Raw genomic sequence first — 17,275 nt, 5'->3', positions numbered from 1 at the left:
TCATGACCATACAAGACATCAGTTTGTGGATCAAAGCGGCCGCCCCGTCCGGGCAGCTGACGTCCGATTCGCGCCGCGTGCAGCGTGGCGACGTGTTTTTCGCCTATGCGGGCGCCACGCATTTCATCGACGCCGCCATCGAGCAGGGCGCCGCCGCCATCGTGCATGATGCCGTCGAGTGGTCCGCCGCATGGGCCGTGCCGCACTTGCTGGTCAGCGACCTGAAACGCCTGGCTGGCCCCGTGGCGCATGCCTTTTACGACATGCCCGACAGCGCCATGTTCAGCGCCGGCGTGACGGGCACGAATGGCAAGACCTCGTGCGCGCTGTGGCTGGCGCAAGCCCTGGCGCGCCTGGGTGAAACCTCGTCCGTCATCGGGACCCTGGGCGTGGGCTTGTGCAAGCCGCGCGGCGCCATCGAATTCGACGTCACCGGCTACACCACGCCGGATGCCGTGCTGCTGGCGCGCAAACTGGCCGCCATGCGCGACGCCGGCGCCAAGGCCGTTGCCATCGAAGTGTCATCGATCGGCCTGGATCAGGACCGCGCGGCCGGCATGCATTTCGACGTCGCCATGTTTACCAATCTGACGCGCGACCACCTCGACTACCATGGCGACATGGCGGCCTACGAGGCGGCCAAGGTCAAACTGTTCGACTGGCCAGGCCTGAAAACGGCCGTCATCAATCTGGACGACGCCATGGGCCTGCGCCTGGCGCGCCACGTGGACGGCAAGCTGGCCGGCGAGTATCCCGTCATCGGCTACACCTTGCAGGATGCGGCCAGCTTGCCCGATTTGCCGGGCGTGCTGATGCTGCGCGCCAGCCAGTTCCGCAGCCGCCATGCCGGCACCGACTTCCACCTGGAATGCGCGCTGGGCGTGGCATTGATCAAGACGCAGCTGGTGGGCCACTTCAATATCAGCAACGCGCTGGCCGTGCTGGGCGCCTTGCTGGCGCACGGCGTTGGCCTGCGCGCCGCCATCGATGGCATCGAATCGCTGCAGCCGGCTCCGGGCCGCATGCAGCAGGTGGGCGGCCAGGAAGCGCCGATGGTCGTCATCGATTATGCGCATACGCCGGACGCGCTGGAAAAAACCCTGGCTGCCTTGCGCCAGGTGGCGCAGGAGCGGGGCGGACAGCTGTGGTGCGTGTTCGGCTGCGGCGGCGACCGCGATCCGGGCAAGCGTCCGCAGATGGGCGCCATCGCGCAGCTGGCCGATCATGTGCTGGTCACCAGCGACAATCCGCGCAGCGAAGACCCGCACGCCATCATCGCGCAGATCGTCGCCGGCATGCGTGCCGACGGTCCGCAGCCGCAAGCCATCGAAGACCGCGCCGGCGCCATTTTGTCGGCCATCAAGCACGCGGCCAAGCCGGACGTGATCCTGTTGGCGGGCAAGGGCCATGAGCCGTACCAGGAAATCAAGGGCAAGAAACTGCCGTTCTCCGATGCCGACCATGCGCAGCTGGCCCTGTCCGCGCGCCTGACGATGATGAGGACGAACTGATGGATCGCCTGATGCACGCAAGCCTGGCAGAATTGATGCCATCGCTGCAAGGCGCGCAGCTGACGGGCGACGTCGTTTTTGATGGCGTGTCCACCGACAGCCGCAGCGCCCCAGCCGGTTCGCTGTTCGTCGCCCTGTGCGGCGAGAGTTTCGACGCCCACGATTTCCTCGGTCAAGTGGCCGCGCGCGGCGTCGCCGCCGTGGTGGTCGAGCGCCTGCCTGAAGGCTGGGACAGCGGCAAGGTGCCGGCCATCGTGGTGGCCGATACCCTCGTGGCGCTGGGCCGCATCGCCAACCATTGGCGCGGCCGTTTCAATTTACCCGTCATCGGCGTCACCGGCAGCAATGGCAAGACCACCGTCAAGGAAATGATTTCGGCCATCCTGGCGGCGGCCTTTGGCGAAGAGGGCCGGCTGGCCACGCGCGGCAACCTGAATAATGAAATCGGCGTGCCATTGACCCTGTTTCGCCTGAGTGAGCAGCACAAGGCGGCCGTCATCGAGATGGGCATGAACCATCCGGGCGAGATCGCCCGCCTGGCGGCAATCGCCGCGCCGACCCTGGCGATGGTCAACAACGCGCAGCGCGAACACCAGGAATTCATGCATACGGTGGAAGCCGTGGCGCGCGAGAACGGCGCCGCGCTGGCAGCCCTGGCGCATGACGGCGTGGCCGTCTTCCCGCATGGCGATGAATATACGCCCGTGTGGCGCGAGCTGGCCGGCGCGCGCGCCGTCATCACCTTCGGCCTGTCGAAAGAGGCGGACGTCAGTTGCACGCACCGCGCGGCCGAGGATTTTGGCAGCGACCTGTTCGTCAGCGTACGTGCACCGGACGGCAGCTTGCGCCAGTTCTTTGTCGGCTTGCAGGCGGCGGGCGAACACAATGTGCGCAATGCGCTGGCGGCCGTGGCATGCGCGATCGGCGCCGGCATCGCGCCAGAACAGATCAAGCAGGGCCTGGAGGCGTTTTCTCCCGTGAATGGCCGCCTGCAGAAAAAACGTGCCGCCAACGGCGCCACCATCATCGATGACACGTATAACGCCAATCCTGATTCGGCGCGCGCGGCCATCGATGTGCTGGCGCAGGCAGCGGCACCGCGCATCCTGGTGCTGGGCGAGATGGGCGAAGTCGGCACGCAGGGGCAGCAGTTCCACGAAGAGATCGGCGCCTACGCCGCCGCCAAAGGCATCGAACACGTGCTGGCGACGGGCTGCCTGGCGCGCCATCTGGTCAATCCGGCGCAGGAAGCCGCGAGCCAGGAATCAGGCACGGTCGTGGAGTATTTCGAACAGTTCGACGGTTTGCTGGCGGCGCTCGATGCGCATTTGTCCGGCCGTTCGGATGCAACAGTATTAATCAAGGGCTCCCGTTTCATGAAGATGGAACGGGCCGTGCAGCATTTGATTGGTTCAAACAACAATAACAAGGAAGCTCACTAATCATGCTGCTCTGGCTCGCTCATTATTTCCAGGACGACATTGGCCCACTGCGGGTCTTTAACTTCATCACGTTCCGCGCCGTCTTCGCCACCTTGACGGCGATCCTGATCGGCCTGTGCGCCGGTCCCGCCGTGATCCGCATGCTCACGCGCATGAAGGTCGGCCAGGCCGTGCGTACGGACGGCCCACAAACGCATCTGAAAAAACACGGCACCCCCACCATGGGCGGTGTGCTGATCCTCATCGCCATCGGCATTTCCACCTTGCTGTGGGCCGACCTGTCGAACCGCTTCATCTGGCCCGTATTGATCGTCACCCTGGGCTTTGGCGCCGTCGGCTGGGCCGACGACTACCGCAAGGTGGTGCACCAGGATCCGGAAGGCATGCGCTCGCGCGAGAAATACTTCTGGCAGTCGCTGATCGGCCTCGCCGCCGCCTTTTACCTGGCGTTTTCCGTCTCGATTTCCGAGCCCAATGCCGGCCAGGTGTGGAATCTGATCTACGCCTGGGTGCAATCGGGCTTCGCCATGGACTTGCCGCCGAAGGCCGACCTGATCGTCCCGTTCTTCAAGACCATCAGCTATCCGCTGGGCGTGTGGGGCTTCATCGCGCTGACCTATTGCGTCATCGTCGGCACCAGCAACGCCGTCAATTTCACCGACGGCCTCGATGGTCTGGCCATCATGCCGACCGTGATGGTGGGCACGGCCCTGGGCCTGTTCGCCTATCTGACGGGTAACGCCACGTATGCGCGCTACCTGTTCATCCCGCACATTCCTGGCGCCGGCGAGCTGGTGATCTTCTGCGGCGCGCTGGCCGGCTCCGGCCTGGCTTTCCTCTGGTATAACACGCACCCCGCGAAAGTGTTCATGGGCGACGTGGGCGCGCTGGCACTGGGCGGCGCATTGGGTACCGTCGCCGTCATCGTGCGCCAGGAAATCGTCCTGTTCATCATGGGCGGCATCTTCGTCGTCGAAACGCTGTCCGTGATCATCCAGGTCGTCTGGTTCAAGTACACCAAGAAGCGCTTTGGCGTTGGCCGCCGCGTCTTCCTGATGGCGCCATTGCATCACCATTTTGAACAAAAAGGCTGGAAAGAGACGCAGGTTGTCGTGCGTTTCTGGATCATCACCATGATGCTGGTGCTGCTCGGCCTGACCACCTTGAAGCTGCGCTGATGATGTACGACGCTAAAACCGCACTGGTACTGGGCCTCGGGGAGTCAGGCCTGGCCATGGCCCTGTGGCTGGCCCGCAGCGGTGCCTGCGTGCGCGTGGCCGATACAAGGGAAACCCCGGAGCGCCTGGCAGCCTTGCAGGCCGCCGTGCCGCAGGCGCAGTTCATCGCCGGCGCCTTCACGGCCGACCTGCTCGATGGCGTCGACTTCGTCGCCGTCAGCCCCGGCCTGGCACCTGGCCGCGAACTGGCGCTCGTCGCGCCGGCCGCAGCTGAAAAAAATATCCCCGTGTGGGGCGAGATCGAACTGTTCGCGCAGGCGCTGGCCGCACTCAAGGCGGAACGCGGCTATGCGCCGAAAGTCATCGCCATCACGGGCACGAATGGCAAGACAACCGTCACCAGCCTGGTAGGTCTGCTGTGCGAACGTGCGGGATTGCTCACGCGCGTAGCCGGCAATATCAGCCCGGCCGCGCTCGACGTGCTGCGCGAAGTGCTCGACGCCGAACCGGCGCCGCAGCCTGTGGCTGAAGGAGAAGAAGCCGCCGAAGCCGTGGCCAGCACCTTGCCGCAGGCGTGGATCCTGGAGCTATCGAGCTTCCAGCTGCACACGACGTTCAGCCTGCAGGCCGATGCGGCCACGGTCTTGAATCTGTCGCAGGACCACCTGGACTGGCATGGCGACATGGCGGCCTACGCTGCCGACAAGGCGCGCATCTTCGGCGAGCAGACCGTGCGCATTCTGAACCGCGACGATGCGTTAGTCATGCACATGGCCGATCCGCTGGCCGAGACGATCACCTTCGGCACGGGCGAGCCGGCGGAAGTCGACAGCTTTGGCCTGGTGAATGAACGGGGCATCTTCTGGCTGGCGCAGGCCGTGCCCAGCGAAGAAGTGATCGAGAAAAAACGCAGGAAAAACGACCCGGCGCCGGAACCGGTGCCGACGATGGCGAAAAAACTGATGCCGGCCGACGCGCTGAAAATCCGTGGCCAGCACAATGCCGCGAATGCGCTGGCGGCGCTGGCCCTGTGCCGCGCCATCGGCCTGCCATTCGCGCCGCTGCTGCATGGCTTGCGCGAATACCAGGGCGAGCCGCACCGCGTGGAACTGATCACGGCCGTGGGTGAAGTCGAGTATTACGACGACAGCAAGGGCACGAACGTGGGCGCGACGGTAGCCGCCCTGTTTGGCCTGGGCAAGGCGTTTGGCGGCGCGGAACAGCGCCTGGTGCTGATCGCCGGCGGCGACGGCAAGGGGCAGGATTTCTCGCCGCTGGCTGAACCCGTGTCGCGCTACGTGCGCGCCGTGGTGCTGATCGGGCGCGATGCGCCAGCCTTGCGCGCGGCGCTCGAACCGTCCGGCGTGGACATCGTCGACTGCGCCACCTTGCCGGAAGCCGTCAAGCGCGCCAGCAGCCTGGCGCTGGCCGGCGATTGCGTGCTGCTGTCGCCCGCGTGCGCCAGTCTGGACATGTTCAAGAACTATGCGCACCGCGCGCAGGTGTTTGTCGACGCCGTGCGCGACATCGCCCTGGAAAACGGACAGGATATCTGATGGCCTTTCAACTGCCCTTCAGCTTTGGTTCCGGCTCGGCTGCCAAGCCGCTGGATAGCCGCGCGCGGCAGTCGAAGATGATGGACTATGACAAGCCGCTGGTGTGGGTGGTCCTGCTGCTCATGTTGCTGGGCATGGTGATGGTGTATTCGGCGTCGATTTCGCTGTCGGACGCGCGCAAGTTCGCCGCCTACACGAACAATTATTTCGTCGTGCGCCAGGCGCTGTTCATCGGTATTTCGATCATTGTCGGCGCGCTGGTGTTCCGCATCCCCGTCGCCACCTGGCAAAAGATGGCGCCGTGGCTGTTCATCGGCACCCTGGTGCTGCTGGTGATGGTCTTGATACCGGGCCTGGGCGTCTCGGTCAATGGCGGGCGCCGCTGGCTGAACCTGCCGGGCCTGCGGCCGCAGCCTTCCGAGCTGATGAAAGTGGTGATGGTGCTGTACGCGGCCGACTACACGGTGCGCAAGCAGGAATACATGCACAAGCTGACCAAGGGTTTCATGCCGATGGCGCTGGCCGTCAGTTTCGTCGGCCTGCTGCTGCTGATGGAGCCCGACCTGGGCGCTTTCGGCGTGATCGTCTGCATCGCCATGGGCATCCTGTTTCTGGGCGGCGTCAACGCCATCTGGTTCGGCGGCATCGGCGCCATGCTGACGGCGATCTTCGTCACCATCATCGCCTTGTCGAAATTCCGCCGCGAGCGGTTTTTTGCGTATCTCGATCCGTGGCAGGAAGACAATGCGCTGAACAAGGCGTATCAGCTGACGCACTCCTTGATCGCCTTCGGGCGCGGCGAGCTGTTTGGCGTGGGACTGGGCGGCAGCGTGGAAAAGCTGCACTACCTGCCCGAAGCGCATACGGACTTTTTGCTGGCCGTGATCGGCGAGGAACTGGGCCTGGTCGGCGTGCTGGTCGTGATCGGCATGTTTTACTGGATTATCAAGCGGGCGTTCGACATCGGCCGCCAGGCGATCGCCATCGACCAGACCTTCGCGGGACTGACGGCGAAGGGCATCGCCATCTGGATCGGCGTGCAGACCTTCATCAACATGGGCGTGAACCTGGGCCTGCTGCCGACCAAGGGCCTGACCTTGCCCTTGATGAGTTATGGCGGCACGGGCGTACTGATTAACTGTATCGGCCTGGCGATCCTGCTGCGCATCGACTACGAAAACCGGATCCTGATGCGCGGGGGCCGGCTATGAATAACGTGACGAACTTGAAAACGACAAAAAGACTGATGATCATGGCGGCCGGCACCGGCGGCCATATTTTCCCGGGCCTGGCGATTGCGCAGACGATGCGCGCGCGCGGCTGGGAAGTGAGCTGGCTGGGCACGACCCATGGCATGGAGCAGGACCTGGTGCCGAAGAGCGGCATTCCCATGGACGCCATCGCGTTCTCGGGCATGCGCGGCAAGGGCCTGGCGCACACGCTCAAGGGCGGCTTCAAAATGCTGGCCAGTTTCTTTGCCATCCGCCGTTTCATCGCCAGCCGCAAGCCTGACGTGGTGATGGGCATGGGCGGCTACGTCACCGTGCCGGGCGGACTGATGGCGCGCCTCAAAGGCGTGCCCTTGGTGCTGGTCAATGCCGACGCGGCGCTGCTGTTGTCGAACAAGACCCTGGTGCCGCTGGCGCAGCGGGTGTGCTTTGGTTTCCCCGCCGATTTCGGCAGCGCCGCCGGCAAGGCCGTCGTCACGGGCAATCCCGTGCGCGCCGAGATCCTCGCCATGGCGCCGCCAGCCGCGCGCTTCGCGGGCCGCAGCGGACCGTTGCGCATCCTGGTGGTGGGCGGCAGCCTGGGCGCGAAAGCGCTGAATGATAATCTGCCTGCCGCGCTGGCGCTGATGCCGGAAGCCGAGCGTCCGCTGGTGACGCACCAGTCGGGCAAGAAGAATATCGACGCCCTGCATGCCGCATATGCGCAGGCGGGCGTGCAAGCCAATGTGGTCGACTTCATCGACGACATGGCCAAGGCGTATACCGAGGCCGACCTGGTGATTTGCCGCGCAGGCGCGATCACCCTGTCGGAATTGACGGCGGCCGGCGTGGCCAGCGTGCTCGTGCCGCTGGTGGCGTCGACCACCAGCCACCAGCGCGACAACGCGCAATGGATGGCGAAACAAGGCGCGGCGATTCATCTGCCGCAGACGGAAATGAGTGCCGCGTCGCTGAGCACCTTGCTGGCGTCCTTGACGCGGGATACCTGCCAGCACATGGCGCAAGCGGCACTGGCAGCAGGCAAGCGCGACGCCAATGAGGCGATCGCACACGTATTGGAAAAACTGGCATGAGGTTAGCTCTGTGAAGCATAAAGTAAACAATATCCACTTTGTCGGCATTGGCGGCAGCGGCATGAGCGGCATCGCCGAAGTGCTGGTCAACCTCGGCTACAAGGTGTCGGGTTCGGACCTGGGCAGCAATGCGGCGACGCAGCGCCTGGCGAGCCTGGGCGCGACCGTCATGCTCGGTCACGCGGCCGAGAACATCGGCGACGCCGATGCGGTGGTGACGTCGGGCGCCGTCCCGCAAGACAACCCGGAAGTGGCGGCCGCGCGCGCGCGCAAGATTCCGCTGGTGCCGCGCGCCGTGATGCTCGGCGAGTTGATGCGTTTGAAACGCGGCATTGCGATTGCCGGCACGCACGGCAAGACGACGACCACCAGCCTGGTCGCCTCCGTGCTGGCGCAGGGCGGTCTCGACCCTACTTTCGTCATCGGCGGCCGTTTGACCAGCGCCGGCGCGAACGCCAAGCTGGGCTCGGGCGACTATCTGGTGGCCGAAGCCGATGAATCGGACGCCTCGTTCCTGAATCTGACGCCGATGATCGAAGTGATCACGAATATCGACGCCGATCACATGGACACCTACGAGCACGATTTCGAAAAGCTCAAGCAGGCTTTCGTGCAGTTCACGCACCGCTTGCCTTTCTATGGCCGCGCCATGCTGTGCATCGACGATCCGCACGTACGCGCCATCATCCCGTCCGTCACCAAGCCGGTCACCACCTACGGTTTCGCGGAAGACGCGCAAGTGCGCGCCATCAACGCGCGTGCCGTGGGCCTGGAAATGCATTTCACGGTGCTGCAGGAAGGCTATCCGGATCTCGACGTGGTGCTGAACCAGCCGGGCATGCACAATGTGCAGAATGCCTGCTCGGCGATCGCCATCGCGCGCGAAATCGGCATCGCCGACAGCGCCACGCAGCAAGGCCTGGCGGAATTTTCCGGCGTGGGCCGCCGCTTCACGCGCTACGGCGACGTGGCGCTGCCGAACGGCGGCAGCTTCGCGCTGGTCGACGATTTCGGCCATCACCCTGTGGAAACGGAAGTGACCCTGGCCGCCGCGCGCGCCGCCTATCCGGGCCGCCGCCTGGTGCTGGCGTTCCAGCCGCACCGCTACAGCCGCACACGCGACCTGTTCGAAGATTTCGTGAAAGTGCTCGGTGCGCCCGACGTATTGCTGCTGTCCGAAGTGTATGCGGCAGGCGAAGCGCCTATCGTCGCCGCCGACGGCCGCGCCCTGGCGCATGCGCTGCGCGCGCGCGGCAAGATCGAACCGATTTTCGTCGAATCCATGAAGGACATGGCCGACACCATCATGAGCGTGGCGCGCGACGGCGACGTCGTGCTGACCATGGGCGCGGGCTCGATCAGCGGCATCCCGCAACAACTGACTACGTATCCATCCAACACTGTAAAGGCCTGACGTGAACCAAGCTTCAGCTATCGACGTAAAACAATTGGGCAAGGTCGGCGTCCTGTTCGGCGGCAGTTCGGCCGAGCGCGAAGTGTCGCTGATGTCCGGCACGGGCGTGCTGGCGGCACTGAAAAGCCGTGGCGTGGACGCGCACGCGTTCGACACGGGTGAACGCAGCCTGGCCGAACTGGCCGCTGAACAATTCGACCGCGTCTTCATCGCGCTGCACGGCCGCTTCGGCGAAGACGGCAGCCTGCAGGGCGCGCTGGAACAGCTGGGCATTCCCTACACGGGCAGCGGCGTGATGGCTTGCGCGGTGGGCATGGACAAGGTTTACACCAAGATGATCTGGCTGATGCATCAACTGCCGACGCCGCAATACGCGGTGCTCGATGACAGCTCCGACCTGGCCAAGGTCGCCGCGGAACTGGGCTTGCCGCTGATCGTCAAGCCGCCGCACGAAGGTTCGAGCATCGGCATCACCACCGTCAACGAAGCATCGGCCTTCCAGGCAGCCTACGATATCGCCGCCGGTCTCGATGATTCGGTGCTGGCCGAGGAATTCATCACGGGCCGCGAATTCACCGTCGCGATCCTGGGCAAGGGCGCCACGGCGCGCGCGCTGCCGCCGATTGAGATCGTCGCGCCGCAAGGCAATTACGATTACCAGAACAAGTACTTCACGGATGACACGCAGTATTTCTGCCCGCCGCAGCTGGACCCGGCGATCGTGGCGGAGATGGAACGCATCGCCGTGGCAGCCTACCGCGCCCTCGGCTGCGAAGGCTGGGGACGGGTCGACGTGCTGATGCGCGCGGCCGACAGCAAGCTGTTCCTGCTGGAAGTGAATACCTCGCCCGGCATGACGGGTCACTCGCTCGTGCCGATGGCGGCGCGCGCGGTGGGCATCAGCTATGAAGACCTGTGCCTGGAAATCGTCGCTGGCGCGCGTCTGAAAATGCACAAGGGACAGCACTGATATGTGGCATGACGCTAAAAGCCTCAATACGACTGCCAACGGCTTGCTGGCCGCGGTTCTGGTCGTGTGCGTGGCGGCCGGCGTCTGGTGGGTGTCGCAGCGTCCCATGTTCGACCTGCGCACGATCAAGGTGGAAAGCGCGGACGACAAGGGCCTGCGCCACGTGAATTACCTGACCCTGCGCAGCGGCACCTTGGGCCGCATCAAGGGCAACTTCTTCACGACCAACCTGGAAAGCGTGCGCGGCGTGTTTGAATCGGTGCCCTGGGTACGCCGTGCCAGCGTGCGGCGCGAGTGGCCGAACCAGCTGATCGTGGCGCTGGAAGAACACGAAGCGCTGGGCACCTGGGGCGAGGACGGGCGTTTGCTGTCGGTCAAGGGCGACGTGTTTACGGCCAATGTGGCCGAAGCGGAAGACGACCATGAATTGCCAGCGTTTGCCGGCCCCGATGGCAGCGAAAAGGAAGTACTGGCCACCTACGTGCAGCTGGCAAAGTGGTTTGCGCCGCTGAAGATGGTGCCGGAAACCCTGTCGCTGTCGAGCCGCTATGCGTGGACGGTGAAACTGGATAACGGCATGAGCGTGGCGCTGGGACGCGAACAGAATCATACGACCCTGAAGGCGCGGGTCGACCGGCTGGTGGGCATCTACCCGCAGCTGGCGAGCCGGCTGGAAAATATCGACACGATCGATATGCGCTACCAGAATGGCCTGGCGCTCAGTTCCGCCGGCCTGGTGATACCGGCCGAAGGCAAGGATGGCAAGCCAGTCATGAAGAAGAAAAACAGTAGTCCGGTTAAAAAACCGACTTAACCGAATAATTTTAATTTATAGCCCATACAGTAGGCGACAGAAATGACAAAAGACGCGAAAAACCTGATCGTCGGCCTCGACATCGGCACCTCGAAAGTGGTGGCGGTGGTAGCCGAAGTGATGTCCGACGGGCGCCACGAAGTGATCGGGCTGGGCCAGCACGAATCGAAGGGCCTGAAAAAAGGCGTGGTGGTCAATATCGAGGCCACGGTGGAGTCCATCCAGCGCGCGCTGGAAGAGGCCGAGCTGATGGCCGACTGCAAGATCCGCAATGTGTACGCGGGCATTGCGGGCAGCCATATCCGCAGCTTCAATTCCAGCGGCATGGTGGCCATCAAGGACAAGGAAGTGACGGCGACCGACGTGGCGCGCGTCATCGAGACGGCAAAAGCGGTTAACATTCCGACCGATCAGCAATTGCTGCACACGGTGCCGCAAGAGTTCATCGTCGACAGCCAGGAAGATGTGCGCGAGCCTATCGGCATGAGCGGCATCCGCCTGGAGGTGAAGGTGCATATCGTCACCGGCGCCGTGTCGGCGGTGCAGAACATCGTCAAGTGCGTGCGCCGCTGCGGCCTGGAAGTGTCGGACCTGATCCTGCAGCCGATGGCGTCCGCCGATGCGGTGCTCACGCCCGACGAGAAGGAACTGGGCGTGGTGCTGATCGACATCGGCGGCGGCACGACCGATGTGGCGGTATTTTCCGATGGCGCGATCCGCCATACGGCAGTCATCCCCATCGCCGGCGACCAGATCACCAACGACATCGCCATGGCCTTGCGCACCCCGACCGCGGAAGCGGAAGAAATCAAGATCCGCTATGGCGTGGCCAAGCAGGTCCTGGCCGATCCCGGCGAATCGCTGGAAGTGCCCGGACTGGGCGACCGCGGCCCGCGCAACCTGTCGCGCCAGGCGCTGGCGGCAGTAATCGAACCGCGCGTCGAAGAACTGTTCGCCATGGTGCACCAGGTGGTGCGCGAATCCGGCTACGAGGGCGTGCTGTCGTCGGGCATCGTGCTCACGGGCGGCACCTCCATCATGCCCGGCATGGTGGAAATGGCGGAAGATATTTTCCTGAAACCGGCGCGCCTTGGCACGCCCGAGTATCGGGGCCAGCTGGCCGACGTGGTGCGCAGTCCGCGCTATGCCACGGTATTGGGCCTGCTGCTGGAAGCGAAGAAGCAATACCTGCGCGGCCACATCGTGACGCGTCAGGACGGCTCGGTGAAGGCAGTCTGGCAGCGCATGAAGGAATGGTTTTTAGGGAATTTTTAAGGGCATGATTTGCGCCCGGCAGTACAGGTTTTTTGGCAGCATCGCAGGTACACACACATAACTTTATTTTATATTTAACCGCAGTTTTCAATCTCCAGTTCTCCTACCAATATGAGGCCTGGCGCTTGGAAACCGCATCTGATAGGAGCACATCATGGAGTTCGATATGGTCGATAACACAGCTTTAGGTACCGTCATCAAGGTCGTCGGCGTCGGCGGTGCGGGTGGCAATGCAGTCCAACACATGATCAACAAAGGCATGTCGGGTGTGGAGTTCATTGCCGCCAACACCGACGCACAGGCCCTGTCGACATCGAAGGCCCACAACATCATCCAGATCGGCGATACCGGTCTGGGCGCCGGCATGAAGCCTGCCGTCGGCCGCCAGCTGGCCGAAGAATCGCGCGCGCGCATCGCCGATTCCCTGCGCGGTGCGCACATGGTCTTCATCGCCGCCGGCATGGGCGGCGGCACGGGCACGGGCGCCGCTCCTATCGTGGCCGAAGTGGCCAAGGAACTGGGCGCGCTGACGGTGGCCGTGGTCTCGAAACCGTTCTCGTACGAAGGCCAGAAGTGCATGGACATCGCCGACGAAGGCCTGGAGCAGCTGTCCTTGCACGTCGATTCGCTGATCATCATCCTCAATGAAAAACTGGAAGAGATCTACGAAGACGAAAGCATGCTGGAATGGATGCAGCACGCCGATGATGTGCTCAACAACGCGGTGGCCGGCATTGCCGAGATCATCAACGTGCCTGGCCATATCAACGTCGACTTCAACGACGTGAAAACCATCATGGGCGAGCAGGGCAAGGCCATGATGGGCACGGCGACGGCATCCGGCGTCGACCGCGCGCGCATCGCCGCCGAACAGGCTGTCGCTTCGCCGCTGCTCGACGGTATCGATCTGTCCGGCGCGCGCGGCGTGCTGGTCAACGTCACGGCCAGCCGTGGCTTGAAAGGTAAAGAGATCAAGGAAGTCATGGCTGCCGTGCGCGCGTTTGCCGCGCCGGACGCGTCGATCGCGCAGGGTATCGCCTACGACGACGCCATGGGCGACGACATCCGCGTGACCGTGGTGGCCACGGGTCTGGGCCGCGCGAAGAAAAACATCCAGCTGGTACCGCAGCAAGTGCTGCGCACCGGCACCCACAACAGCCCTTTGACCCCGTCGGCTGCCATGGGTAGCGCGCAAGCGGCGACGACGACGGTTGGCGTGGCCACGCCGGCAGCCGGTTTCGACGGCATGAAGGCGCCGGCAGTATGGCGCCGCGAATCGGCTTCCGAGCAAGTGCGCGCGATGGAAAAGAATGGCATGGAGACGTACGACATTCCAGCCTTCCTGCGCAAACAAGCGGATTAAGGTGATCTGATGTCAGTAAAGATGACGGCGGCCTGAGGGTCGCCGTTTTTTTTGCCGGCTTTTGACTTTTGACTTTGCCTTTCCGGCCATTTTCTGCACAAATACGGCAAGTCAGGCATACTATCGCGCAGTGTCGGCATCATGCCGGCAGCATCCTCAACCGACAGTACACAAGGAGTCAACATGACCATCAAGATCGGCGACACCCTGCCAGAAGGCACCCTGGCCGAATTCATCGAAAGCGAAACCGAAGGTTGCGCACTGGGCCCGAACACGTTCAACGTGCAAGATCTGGTCAAGGGCAAGAAGATCGCCATCTTCGGCCTGCCAGGCGCCTACACCCCGACCTGCTCCGCACAGCACGTGCCAGGCTACGTGCAGCACGCTGCCGACCTGAAAGCCAAAGGCGTCGATGAAATCTGGTGCATCTCCGTCAACGACGCGTTCGTGATGGGCGCCTGGGGCCGCGATCAGAAAGCCACCGGCATCGTGCGCATGATGGCTGACGGTAATGCCGCCTACAGCAAGGCACTGGGCCTGGACGCCGATTTCTCCAAGCACGGCATGGGCACGCGCTCGCAGCGCTACTCGCTGCTGGTCGACAATGGCGTCGTGACGCAATTGAACATCGAGCAAGGCGGCAAGTTTGAAGTGTCGAATGCGGAAACCTTGCTGGGCCAGCTGGCTTAAGTTATATGGGGTCAGACCCGGCGGGTCTGACCCCTTTCAAAAAACGGCGCCATCGGCGCCGTTTTGACGTTTACTGTACCGACGGTTTCGTCGCCTCGAACATGGCCGCATCGATGCTGAACGAATAATCGTCCTGCAGCGCGAAATATGTTCTCGCTTCCTCGGGCGCGCCATCGAACAGGTTGCGGATGGCCGCCACGCGCTCGTTTGGCGTGCGCATGCGCGCCACCCATTCGTCGAACTGCATCGTCAGTTTCCACACGCTGCGCAAGCTGTGGCTAAAACCCGCGTTGTTGAATTTGGCGCCCCATTCGCACGTGCGGTAGTCGCGCACGTGGGATGCGTCGCGCAGCATTTCCACGGCCTGCAAGGTGCTGTCGTACAGGGCCGTTTTCGGCGCGACGATGTCGATCACGAGCAAGGTGCCGTTCGGGCGCAGCACGCGCCACGCTTCCGCCAGCGCCGCAGCCACGTCGTTCCAGTGGTGCGCGGAAAAGCGCGTGACGACCATGTCGAAGCTGGCGTCGGCAAACGGCAGGCGGGCCACGTCGCCCTGTTGCGTGCTGATGTTGTGCAAGCCGCGCTGCACTCTGGCGCAGTCCACCACGTCGAGCATGGGCTGGGCCAGGTCGTAGGCGACCACCGATTGCGCCACGGGAGCGACGGCAAAGCTGGCATGGCCGGCGCCGCAGCCCAGGTCGAGTACCACCGGCTTGCCGTGGCGGCGCGCGCATTCCTGCATCAGCACCAGGTCGGCGCCTTGCGCGTGGACGGCGCTGCTCAGGTAGGCATTGGCTGTCTTGCCAAACTGTTCGTTAACGACATCGTGCTGCTGCATGGTTTTCTCCTGTTGATGGGTGAGTTCCTGCAGAATAGGGATAAAATTATCCTGTAACAAGACCATAACTTATACTGGTATATCTACTACCATGCAGCCTTGCCATGTCGAACAAACTCGCTGAATTCATCCGCGCCCGGCGCGAAGCCGTCACCCCCGCCATGGCTGGCTTGCCCGGTGGCGGCCGGCGGCGCACGCCGGGCCTGCGGCGTGAAGAGCTGGCGCAGCTGTGCGACGTCAGTCCCACGTGGCTGACGTGGCTGGAGCAGGGCCGGCCCGTGTCGGCGTCGGCCAAGATGCTGGCCCGCCTGGCGCAGGTGCTGCAGCTGAGCGCGGCGGAACGCGCCTATCTGTTCGAGGTGGCCGACAAGCATGACCCCAGCCATGGCACGGGCGAGGGTGGGGGACCTGCCAGCGCCGAACTGGCCGCCATCGTGGCTGCCATCGACGCGCCCGCATACATTCTCGACCGCGAGTGGAATGCCGTGGCGTGGAACGGGGCGGCATCCACCTTGTTTACGGGCTGGCTGCGCAGTGACGCGGCCGCGCCGAACCAGCTGCGCTTCATGTTCCTGGACGCGGGCGCGCGCGACCTGGTCATCGGCTGGCCCGAGCGGGCGCGGCGGCTGGTGGCGGAGTTCCGCGCCGATATCGGCCGGCAGGCGGACCAGGCGCCGCTGGCCGGCCTGATCGCCGAACTGGCCGGCGCCAGCCCTGAATTTCGCCAATGGTGGGGCGCGCAGCAGGTGCAAGGCCGCGATGGCGGCTTGCGCCAGTTCGAGCATCCGCTGCAGGGCTTGCTGGTATTCAACCAGGTGACCTTGCACCTGGCGCGCCAGCATGAATTGAAACTGGTGATGCTGTTGCCTGTGTAGTTGCTCCTTTGAAAATGTAAAACGGCCGCGCTTGCTATAATCGGCTTGATGGCTTGGCCTTGCCAAGCTGTCCTGGCTCCGGCCGTCGCCATGATGACGGTCCCGTTCTTTCGCCAGGAGTCTGTCCTGCTACCCCGCAATCCCAACCTGCGCAGCATCTATGTGATGCTGGTCGCCGTCGCCATGTTTTCCCTGATGGACACAGCCATGAAGCTGTTGTCCGCCCATTATCCGCCCATGCAGGTGACGGCTTTGCGCGCGCTGTCGTCCTTGCCGCTCGTCTGCCTGTACCTGCTGTACCGCGGCGCCTTCAAGAATTTGCTGAAGGTACGCTGGCCGCTGCACGTGCTGCGCGGCGCCCTGGGCGTGCTGATGATCACCCTGTTCGCGTATGGCTTGAAGCGCATGTCGCTGGCCGAGACGTATGCGCTGTTCTTTGTCGCCCCCTTGCTGATCACGATCCTGTCGGTGTTTATCCTGAAGGAAAAAGTCGACTTGGCGCGCTGGTGCGCCATCGCCGTGGGCTTGCTGGGCGTGCTGGTGGCGCTGCGCCCCGACGGCTCGGGCTTCTTTTCGCTGGCCGGGCTGGCCGTGCTGGGCTCTGCCGCCTGTTACGCCATTTCCGCCGTCACGGGCCGTATCCTCAGCCGCACGGATGCCAGCGAAAGCATGGTTTTCTGGCTGATGGTGATGATGGCCCTCGGCGGCGTGGCCCTGTCGGCGCACGAGTGGGTGAGTATCCGCCGCGAAGACTGGTGGCTGTTGGCAGGCTTGTCACTGAGCGGCTTCCTGGGCCAGCTGGCCATCACGGAGGCGTTTCGCCATGGCAAGGCGTCCAGCGTGGCGCCGTTCGAATACTCGGCCCTGGCCTGGGGCATGGCCCTGGACTGGCTGCTGTGGCGCGCCTTGCCCGACCACTACACCTTGATCGGTGCGGCCATCATCATCGGCAGCGGCATTTACCTGGTGCGCAGGGAGGCTGTGCACGCCGAGAGCGAGCATCCGTGAGTAACGGCTGTGGTATTTCTGGCGTCAGCCATGCCGCAC

15 protein-coding genes are annotated in these 17,275 nt (G+C 63.8%); 14 read left to right on the top strand and 1 reads right to left on the bottom strand.

What is annotated here, in order from left to right:
* Window positions 1–2 precede the first annotated feature (2 nt).
* The 12 genes from KO539_RS21985 (at window position 3) to KO539_RS21930 (ending at window position 14,515) form a co-directional block, all read left to right on the top strand.
* Window positions 3–1,511 carry a UDP-N-acetylmuramoyl-L-alanyl-D-glutamate--2,6-diaminopimelate ligase gene (locus KO539_RS21985; protein WP_219311733.1) on the top strand — a complete coding sequence of 503 codons (1,509 nt, stop codon included), beginning with the start codon at window positions 3–5 and terminating at the stop codon, window positions 1,509–1,511.
* Between the two features lie 11 nt (window positions 1,512–1,522).
* Entirely contained in the window at window positions 1,523–2,953 is a 1,431-nt protein-coding gene (gene murF, locus KO539_RS21980) for a UDP-N-acetylmuramoyl-tripeptide--D-alanyl-D-alanine ligase (RefSeq protein WP_219311963.1), read from the top strand.
* Window positions 2,954–2,955: 2 nt separating this feature from the next.
* Window positions 2,956–4,131, top strand: coding sequence for a phospho-N-acetylmuramoyl-pentapeptide-transferase (gene mraY / locus KO539_RS21975; RefSeq protein WP_035824830.1), 1,176 nt, complete (start codon window positions 2,956–2,958; stop codon window positions 4,129–4,131).
* Window positions 4,131–5,687 (top strand): UDP-N-acetylmuramoyl-L-alanine--D-glutamate ligase, encoded by a 1,557-nt coding sequence (murD, locus tag KO539_RS21970; RefSeq protein WP_219311731.1) that lies wholly within the window; start codon window positions 4,131–4,133, stop codon window positions 5,685–5,687. Before mraY ends, murD begins: the two co-directional genes overlap by 1 nt.
* Window positions 5,687–6,898 (top strand): putative lipid II flippase FtsW, encoded by a 1,212-nt coding sequence (ftsW, locus tag KO539_RS21965; RefSeq protein WP_035824835.1) that lies wholly within the window; start codon window positions 5,687–5,689, stop codon window positions 6,896–6,898. The genes murD and ftsW overlap by 1 nt, the downstream gene beginning before the upstream one ends.
* Entirely contained in the window at window positions 6,895–7,989 is a 1,095-nt protein-coding gene (gene murG / locus KO539_RS21960; RefSeq protein ID WP_219311729.1) for an undecaprenyldiphospho-muramoylpentapeptide beta-N-acetylglucosaminyltransferase, read from the top strand. Before ftsW ends, murG begins: the two co-directional genes overlap by 4 nt.
* 10 nt (window positions 7,990–7,999) lie before the next feature.
* Window positions 8,000–9,403 carry a UDP-N-acetylmuramate--L-alanine ligase gene (gene murC / locus KO539_RS21955; RefSeq protein ID WP_034748872.1) on the top strand — a complete coding sequence of 468 codons (1,404 nt, stop codon included), beginning with the start codon at window positions 8,000–8,002 and terminating at the stop codon, window positions 9,401–9,403.
* Window position 9,404: 1 nt separating this feature from the next.
* Window positions 9,405–10,373, top strand: a complete 969-nt coding sequence (locus KO539_RS21950) for a D-alanine--D-alanine ligase (protein ID WP_369681707.1) — start codon at window positions 9,405–9,407, stop codon at window positions 10,371–10,373.
* Between the two features lies 1 nt (window position 10,374).
* Complete coding sequence (locus KO539_RS21945; protein ID WP_035824841.1) at window positions 10,375–11,187, top strand: cell division protein FtsQ/DivIB; 813 nt, start codon at window positions 10,375–10,377, stop codon at window positions 11,185–11,187.
* Window positions 11,188–11,229: 42 nt separating this feature from the next.
* Window positions 11,230–12,462, top strand: coding sequence for a cell division protein FtsA (gene ftsA, locus KO539_RS21940; RefSeq protein ID WP_010394955.1), 1,233 nt, complete (start codon window positions 11,230–11,232; stop codon window positions 12,460–12,462).
* A 154-nt stretch (window positions 12,463–12,616) separates the two neighbouring features.
* Complete coding sequence (gene ftsZ / locus KO539_RS21935) at window positions 12,617–13,825, top strand: cell division protein FtsZ (RefSeq protein ID WP_034784974.1); 1,209 nt, start codon at window positions 12,617–12,619, stop codon at window positions 13,823–13,825.
* Between the two features lie 183 nt (window positions 13,826–14,008).
* Window positions 14,009–14,515 carry a peroxiredoxin gene (locus tag KO539_RS21930; protein WP_099379775.1) on the top strand — a complete coding sequence of 169 codons (507 nt, stop codon included), beginning with the start codon at window positions 14,009–14,011 and terminating at the stop codon, window positions 14,513–14,515.
* A gap of 70 nt (window positions 14,516–14,585) precedes the next feature.
* On the opposite strand, the gene KO539_RS21925 is transcribed toward KO539_RS21930, so the two are convergent.
* Window positions 14,586–15,353, bottom strand: coding sequence for a class I SAM-dependent methyltransferase (locus KO539_RS21925; protein ID WP_219311727.1), 768 nt, complete (start codon window positions 15,351–15,353; stop codon window positions 14,586–14,588).
* A 104-nt stretch (window positions 15,354–15,457) separates the two neighbouring features.
* Here KO539_RS21925 and KO539_RS21920 point away from each other — a divergent pair, with 104 nt between their 5' ends.
* On the top strand, window positions 15,458–16,228 hold the full coding sequence (locus KO539_RS21920; protein ID WP_219311725.1) for a helix-turn-helix transcriptional regulator: 771 nt from the start codon (window positions 15,458–15,460) through the stop codon (window positions 16,226–16,228).
* 165 nt (window positions 16,229–16,393) lie between these two features.
* Window positions 16,394–17,236 (top strand): DMT family transporter, encoded by an 843-nt coding sequence (locus tag KO539_RS21915; protein ID WP_219311961.1) that lies wholly within the window; start codon window positions 16,394–16,396, stop codon window positions 17,234–17,236.
* The last annotated feature ends 39 nt before the right edge of the window (window positions 17,237–17,275 follow it).

It is taken from the genome of Janthinobacterium sp. NKUCC06_STL (genome assembly GCF_019345455.1).
Taxonomy (GTDB): domain Bacteria; phylum Pseudomonadota; class Gammaproteobacteria; order Burkholderiales; family Burkholderiaceae_D; genus Janthinobacterium; species Janthinobacterium rivuli.
Note: the sequence above shows the minus strand (reverse complement) of the source record. Positions and strands in the feature narration are given on the sequence as shown.

Coding starts and splice junctions, on each gene's coding strand:
- KO539_RS21925 (WP_219311727.1), bottom strand. CDS start 15,353: ATGCAGCAGCACGATGTCGTTAACGAACAGTTTGGCAAGACAGCCAAT.
- murF (WP_219311963.1), top strand. CDS start 1,523: ATGCACGCAAGCCTGGCAGAATTGATGCCATCGCTGCAAGGCGCGCAG.
- KO539_RS21930 (WP_099379775.1), top strand. CDS start 14,009: ATGACCATCAAGATCGGCGACACCCTGCCAGAAGGCACCCTGGCCGAA.
- murG (WP_219311729.1), top strand. CDS start 6,895: ATGAATAACGTGACGAACTTGAAAACGACAAAAAGACTGATGATCATG.
- KO539_RS21985 (WP_219311733.1), top strand. CDS start 3: ATGACCATACAAGACATCAGTTTGTGGATCAAAGCGGCCGCCCCGTCC.
- mraY (WP_035824830.1), top strand. CDS start 2,956: ATGCTGCTCTGGCTCGCTCATTATTTCCAGGACGACATTGGCCCACTG.
- ftsZ (WP_034784974.1), top strand. CDS start 12,617: ATGGAGTTCGATATGGTCGATAACACAGCTTTAGGTACCGTCATCAAG.
- KO539_RS21920 (WP_219311725.1), top strand. CDS start 15,458: ATGTCGAACAAACTCGCTGAATTCATCCGCGCCCGGCGCGAAGCCGTC.
- KO539_RS21915 (WP_219311961.1), top strand. CDS start 16,394: ATGCTGGTCGCCGTCGCCATGTTTTCCCTGATGGACACAGCCATGAAG.
- murD (WP_219311731.1), top strand. CDS start 4,131: ATGATGTACGACGCTAAAACCGCACTGGTACTGGGCCTCGGGGAGTCA.
- KO539_RS21945 (WP_035824841.1), top strand. CDS start 10,375: ATGTGGCATGACGCTAAAAGCCTCAATACGACTGCCAACGGCTTGCTG.
- ftsW (WP_035824835.1), top strand. CDS start 5,687: ATGGCCTTTCAACTGCCCTTCAGCTTTGGTTCCGGCTCGGCTGCCAAG.
- ftsA (WP_010394955.1), top strand. CDS start 11,230: ATGACAAAAGACGCGAAAAACCTGATCGTCGGCCTCGACATCGGCACC.